The organism is Tanticharoenia sakaeratensis NBRC 103193, assembly GCF_000963885.1.
Taxonomy (GTDB): Bacteria; Pseudomonadota; Alphaproteobacteria; order Acetobacterales; family Acetobacteraceae; genus Tanticharoenia; species Tanticharoenia sakaeratensis.
Genome location: NZ_BALE01000060.1, coordinates 1 through 5,335, shown reverse-complemented (window position 1 = coordinate 5,335; position 5,335 = coordinate 1). Strand labels below are relative to the sequence as shown.

General features: G+C 68.2%; 6 protein-coding genes and 1 pseudogene. 5 read left to right on the top strand and 2 right to left on the bottom strand.

The window, feature by feature from the left end; translation table 11 throughout:
* Positions 1–206 (bottom strand): hypothetical protein (locus tag B8446_RS15785; protein WP_048851320.1); only part of this gene is annotated, 206 nt, incomplete at its 3' end.
* Between the two features lie 199 nt (positions 207–405).
* Positions 406–996, bottom strand: coding sequence for a hypothetical protein (locus B8446_RS15780; protein WP_048851318.1), 591 nt, complete (start codon positions 994–996; stop codon positions 406–408).
* 288 nt (positions 997–1,284) lie between these two features.
* Between B8446_RS15780 and B8446_RS15775 the strand changes: the two genes are divergently transcribed.
* The 5 genes and pseudogenes from B8446_RS15775 to B8446_RS16665 all read left to right on the top strand — a co-directional run.
* The gene (locus tag B8446_RS15775) at positions 1,285–1,854 is read left to right on the top strand and encodes a hypothetical protein (protein ID WP_048851316.1); all 570 of its coding nucleotides are present in this window, start codon (positions 1,285–1,287) and stop codon (positions 1,852–1,854) included.
* Positions 1,855–1,857: 3 nt separating this feature from the next.
* Positions 1,858–2,625, top strand: a complete 768-nt coding sequence (gene sctJ, locus B8446_RS15770; RefSeq protein ID WP_048851314.1) for a type III secretion system inner membrane ring lipoprotein SctJ — start codon at positions 1,858–1,860, stop codon at positions 2,623–2,625.
* 100 nt (positions 2,626–2,725) lie between these two features.
* Entirely contained in the window at positions 2,726–3,283 is a 558-nt protein-coding gene (locus B8446_RS15765) for a hypothetical protein (RefSeq protein ID WP_148506055.1), read from the top strand.
* Positions 3,276–3,917 carry a type III secretion system stator protein SctL gene (sctL, locus tag B8446_RS15760; protein WP_048851311.1) on the top strand — a complete coding sequence of 214 codons (642 nt, stop codon included), beginning with the start codon at positions 3,276–3,278 and terminating at the stop codon, positions 3,915–3,917. The genes B8446_RS15765 and sctL overlap by 8 nt, the downstream gene beginning before the upstream one ends.
* Before the next feature lie 10 nt (positions 3,918–3,927).
* A pseudogene (locus B8446_RS16665) lies at positions 3,928–5,335 on the top strand (hypothetical protein); the annotation flags it as partial.

Genomic DNA, 5,335 nt, shown 5'->3' with positions numbered 1-5,335 from the left:
CCGCTCTGGCCCAGCGCCTGAAGTGCAGCAATGATCTGCTCCAGCTTGCTGCTGATCGACGACAATGCCTGGCTGTTGCCGGCTTGGGAAAGCGAGGCACTGAAGTCGCCGGCGTCCGCGCCCTGCGTCGTGGCGTCGCTCAGCCCCGTGTAGGACAGGCCAACCGGCAGATTACCCGAAATCTCGTTCACGATGCTCTCCATCATGCGATCGTCCCGCTCCCGTCGCCGGGATTTCGCTCTCGCGTTACGAAAGGCTTATCTCGCGAAACTGACTGTAACCTGACGTGTTATAAAAAGCTGCCAACGAGTTCCTGTTCTGAGAGCCTCTTAACCTAAACTTCACACTTGGATTCAGTGCGCCGCGCCGGCAGGACCAGAGAGTACTGCCGATCCGACGTGCACCTTACGGGTGCGCCATCTTCTGGACATTGCTGCCCCGATAGATGGTCACCGTGCTGGAATCGGACGGCTTCAGGGCCGCGATCGTCTGACCGACAAGATCGAGAAACCGGGGCGGCCCGAAGGCACTGACGACACGACCGTCCTGATCCGCCCGCACGGGAAAGCGATCATCCCAGATCCCGCCGGAGACGAGCTGCTGTCTCAGGCGATCGAACGACACGTCATCGAGAGAGAACTGACGGGATACGGTCGCCACGGCAGGGGAGACATAAAGCGCCGTTCCATCGAAATACCAGTCGAGGTGATACTCGCCGGCAAGCTTCCCGAGAAAGGCACGCGGATCCGCCGCCGTGAAATGCCCACGCACCGTATCGGATATTGTCGGGTCGACAACGCAACGAATCTGGACCGCTTGGCAAAATCGCGACAGTACATCCGGGACAGCCTCGTCGAACACGACGAAGCGCCCCTGGGCGGGCAGGGCGAGCGGCGCCGCCCGGACGGCGGCACTGCACGCACAGACGGCCAGCACGACAACCCCACGGCCAAGGGAGCGGCCCGCACGCCGGAACGATCCTTGCGACCACACCATACATCACCCTGCTTCATGATCCGGCGATCGTCGCACGCCCTGATACGGGCGTCCGATGCCTCAACCCCCGATACACAGGCCGGCGCTTTTCGCCAATCTCGCTGCACGGCCGGCCATCAGTCAGGTTGCGGTCAGGTAAGCCGGACTAGATAGAGGCATGTATGCGATCGCACAGTGCCCGCACGCCGGCCCCGCCGCCGGACCGCGCCATGGCGCGAAAGCCTCGGCGGCCGCGGTCCGAAACGGTCGCGCCGGACCGGCAGGCCGCTCCGTTCGGGGGGATCCGTCATGACCGGCCTGAGCCCGATCGGTGCGTCTTCGCTTGCAAGCCTTGCGCAGACGACCGAGCCCCAGACGGCAACGACCACAGGATCCGATCCGTTCGAGACAATCCGCCCGGAAATGCAGACGGCGTTCGCCGAGCGCATTCCCCAGAATACGATCAGCCAGCCCGCGTTGATCGACAACGCGCCGACCCTGGGCGACCGCGTACTCGCGGGCCTTGGCCGTATCAGCAGCACATTTTCGCGCATGGACACCCTGATGGCCAAGGCCGTCGGCTCTCTGGACGCGCCCGGCGGCACCACGTCCGGCACAACTGTACCGGCTGCGGACCCGCAGAACGGGGCCGGCACCGCCGACGACGGGTCATTTTCTGCGATCCGGAAGGACGACAGCGGAAAACTGGATCTCAAGGCGACCATCAAGTCGGTCGAGCAACAGGGAATCGCTCTGTACGATCAGCAGTTTTCCCGGGAGGTCCAGTTCACGAGCGCGGAATTCGAGGCGCATATCGTGACCGTCGCGTCCCAGAACATGTCCTCGACGCTGAAAAGCCTTCTGAGCGAGGGAGGCTGACCGATGCGCCGCAAGCCGTCACTGCTCCTGGCCCTGCCGCTTCTGCTCGCCCTGACGGCCTGCCAGACGGTCCTGTACACCGGCCTGTCCGAGCGCGACGCCATGCAGATGGTCGCGATCCTCCTGCAACACGGGATTACGGCGGATCGCGTCATCGCCAAGGACGGGACCAGCACGGTCGAGGTTCCCGGCGCTTCGGTCTCCGATGCGGTCATGGTGCTCCATGCCGCCCATTATCCGCGCAACGAATATGCCGATACGGGCAAGGTCTTCCAGCAGCAGGGCCTGATCGCCACCCCCGGAGCGGAAAGGGCGAAGCTCTATTACGGAATTTCACAGGAACTGGAACACACGCTGAATGACATCGACGGGGTCGTGGACGCACGCGTGCACATAGCCCCGGCCGTCAACGACCCCGTGACGGGAGAAGACCGGCCGGCAACGGCAGCCGTCGTCCTGCGCTACGACGCGGGCACGGCCATGGACGGGCTCCTCCCCAAGATCAAGCTTCTGGTCGCCAACGCCGTGCAGGACCTGACCTACGAGCACGTCTCGGTCATTCTCCTCCCGGTGCAGCCTCCTGCGCTGCCCCCGGCGCCCGCGCGCGGGTTCGGCCCATGGGCCATCGCCGGCTGGGTGCTCGCAATATTCTGGCCGGCAGCCGGCGGCGGCTGGTATCTGTGGACACGCCGGCGCCGCCAGCATGGGCGACCGGCCGCCCATGCCGTGAGCCTCGTTCCGGATCGCGACCGCGTCTCGGACGCCGCGTGACGCAGGCCGGACAGTCATGACCGCCGCGTCCCGGACAAGCCCTTTCAGGTCGATAGCCCCTGCGGTTGCGGACCTGCATCCTTCCCATCTGCAGTTGGTGATGCCTGTCCTGCAGCGCGAGACCATCCGGCGGCTGCAGGCCTGCACGCGCCTGGGTCCACGGCTGGCGGCCCTGCTGCCGCAGGCCACGACCCTGCCCGAAGGACCGCCCGAAGCTGTCGATACGCTGGCCCTGCTGCCGCGCCATGCCGTGGAAGAGGCAGGCGCGCGCATGGGTGCGATAATCTACGGGCGGCAGTTGGCCCGCTATGTCGATGCGCCGTCCGTGGCGGTTCTGGAGCGCGCCATGGGATCGCCCGCACGCCTGTTCGGCATCCGCGAGGCCGCGCGGGGCCGCATCGCGCTGCCATCGGTCCCGGTGGAACAGACGCCGTCCGACCTTGCAGGCGCCGTGATCGAGGCCGCCTGGAGCTGCCTTGCGCGCTGGCGCGACATGGTCTCGGACGCCTATCGGCCATGGGCCCTGCTGCGCCTGCCGGCAGCAGGGCTCCCGACGCCCGCACCAGCCACGCATGACGGCGTGATCCTGGCGGTCGTGATGGCGCTCGGCGGAGCGCAGGAAGAAGCACGAGACGGAACGCTCGCAGCCGATGTCTGACGGATTTGCCTCTCTCAGACCGGCCACGGTCATCCTGACACCCGAGGAGATGGGGGTCTGGTGCGACGCGGGGACCGCCTATCGCGCGGCCATCGCCGATGCGCAGGCCCTGCGCGCGCAGGCCGGGGCCGCCTGCGAGGCCGCGCGCCAACGCGGCTACGAAGACGGGCTGGCCCGGGCCGCGACCGACATGGCCCGGCATATCCTGGCCACGAGCGATGCGGCGGCCCGCGTCCTGCACGATATCGAAACGGGACTGGCGGACATCGTCGCCGACGTGGTCGAGGACATGCTCGGCCGGGTGGACCTCGACGAGGTCCTGCCGATCGCAATCCGCCATGGACTGGGCCGCGTCCGTCGCGACACGGGCGCATGCCTGCGTATCGCACCCGACTGCGTGGCGGCACTTCGGCCGCTGAGCGACGAACTGCAGGCCACCGGCAGCCTGATCCGGATCGAGGTCGATGCCGAGTTCGGCCCGGGACGATGCGTGCTCGAAAGCGAATACGGAACGGCGGAGCTCGGCCTTCAGGCCCAGGTGCGCGTTCTGCGCGAACGGCTGGGTGCGCGTTGGCAGGAAGCCACCGTTCCCACCGGCGACAGCCAGACGCCGCCAGGCGGCAGCACGGCCTGATCCGGTGGAGATGTTTCCCCCCCGGCCGGCTTCCGAACACGCCTCGCGCGAGCTGCGCCCACCCGCCCGCGCGAAATTCCACGATACGCAGGCCGGCACATCACCCGCACAGGGCGACGAACCCCTTTTCGACAGCGGAATGGACGACACGGCGCCCGCGCCCGTCGACCCGATGATGCCCGACCACGCCGCACGCTTCGATCAGGACGCGACCTCACCCGGCCCCCCTCCCGGACCGGGCATCCTGCAGGGCGGCTCCGGACGCTCTGCCCTGCAGGCCGCGGGCCCGGACGCGCTCCGGCACGGGCCGATGCCGGACACCCGACGCATGTCGTCGGCAAGCGCGCAGCACAGCGCAAGGGCGACCCAGGGTCATGTCGCGTTCGGATCCGGCCAACTCGATGTCGAGGATGCGCCCGATCTCCTGCCCGATGCCGAGGACGCCCCCGCGCGGCCCCGGCTGCGCCTCGCACGTCGCACGCCCGACGATACGCCCGACGATACGCAACGACCGCCACTGCTGATCGACACCCGCGATCCGCCGCGCGAAGAGCAGCCTGAAGAACCATCGGAAGACGCCATCAGCCGGATGCGCGCCTTCCTGCCGAAGCTGCGGGCGCAGGCCGGCGCCATCGATACCCGGCCCGTGCAGGGGCGCGTCGTCTCGGCCACGGGCACGATCATCCGCGCGACCCTGCCGGATGTTGCGATCGGCGAGATGTGCCGCCTGCGCGATACCAGACGCGGCTGGAGCATGGAGGCCGAGGTCATCGGCCTCTCCGGCCGGGAAGTCCTCCTGACGCCGATGGGCGGCCTGGACGGGATCTCCGCGGAGACCGAAGTCATCGCGACCGGGCAGAAGCGCCAGTTCCCCGTGGGCCATCGTGTGCTCGGCCGGGTGATCGATGCGCTCGGCCAGCCGATCGACGGCCGTGGCCCTCTCGCCCCTGGGCCCACCGCCCCGGTCCTCGCCCAGCCGCCCTCGGCCATGACGCGCCGGATGATCGATCGGCCGCTGCCGATCGGGCTGCGCGCGATCGACGGGCTGCTGACCTGCGGCGAGGGCCAGCGTCTGGGGATCTATGGCGAGGCAGGCGCCGGCAAATCCAGCCTGATGTCCGCCATCGTCAAGGGCAGCGATGCCGATGTGGCGGTAATCGCGCTCGTCGGCGAACGCGGACGCGAAGTGCGGGAGTTCGTGGAACACAATCTCGGGCCGGACGGGCTCGCCCGGTCGGTTCTGGTGGTCGCGACATCCGATCGTCCGGCGGCGGAACGCGTGGCCTGCGCGCAGGCGGCGACAGCGGTCGCCGAGCATTTCCGCGATCAGGGACTGCGTGTCCTCCTGTTCGTCGACAACGTCACGCGGTTCGCCCGCGCCCTGCGCGAGATCGGGCTCGCGGCGGGCGAACCGCCGA

What these genes read in the sequence shown, in the direction of transcription:
- B8446_RS15765 (WP_148506055.1), top strand. Translation starts at nt 2,726, where the DNA reads ATGCCTGTCCTGCAGCGCGAGACCATCCGGCGGCTGCAGGCCTGCACG.
- sctJ (WP_048851314.1), top strand. Translation starts at nt 1,858, where the DNA reads ATGCGCCGCAAGCCGTCACTGCTCCTGGCCCTGCCGCTTCTGCTCGCC.
- B8446_RS15780 (WP_048851318.1), bottom strand. Translation starts at nt 996, where the DNA reads ATGGTGTGGTCGCAAGGATCGTTCCGGCGTGCGGGCCGCTCCCTTGGC.
- sctL (WP_048851311.1), top strand. Translation starts at nt 3,276, where the DNA reads ATGTCTGACGGATTTGCCTCTCTCAGACCGGCCACGGTCATCCTGACA.
- B8446_RS15775 (WP_048851316.1), top strand. Translation starts at nt 1,285, where the DNA reads ATGACCGGCCTGAGCCCGATCGGTGCGTCTTCGCTTGCAAGCCTTGCG.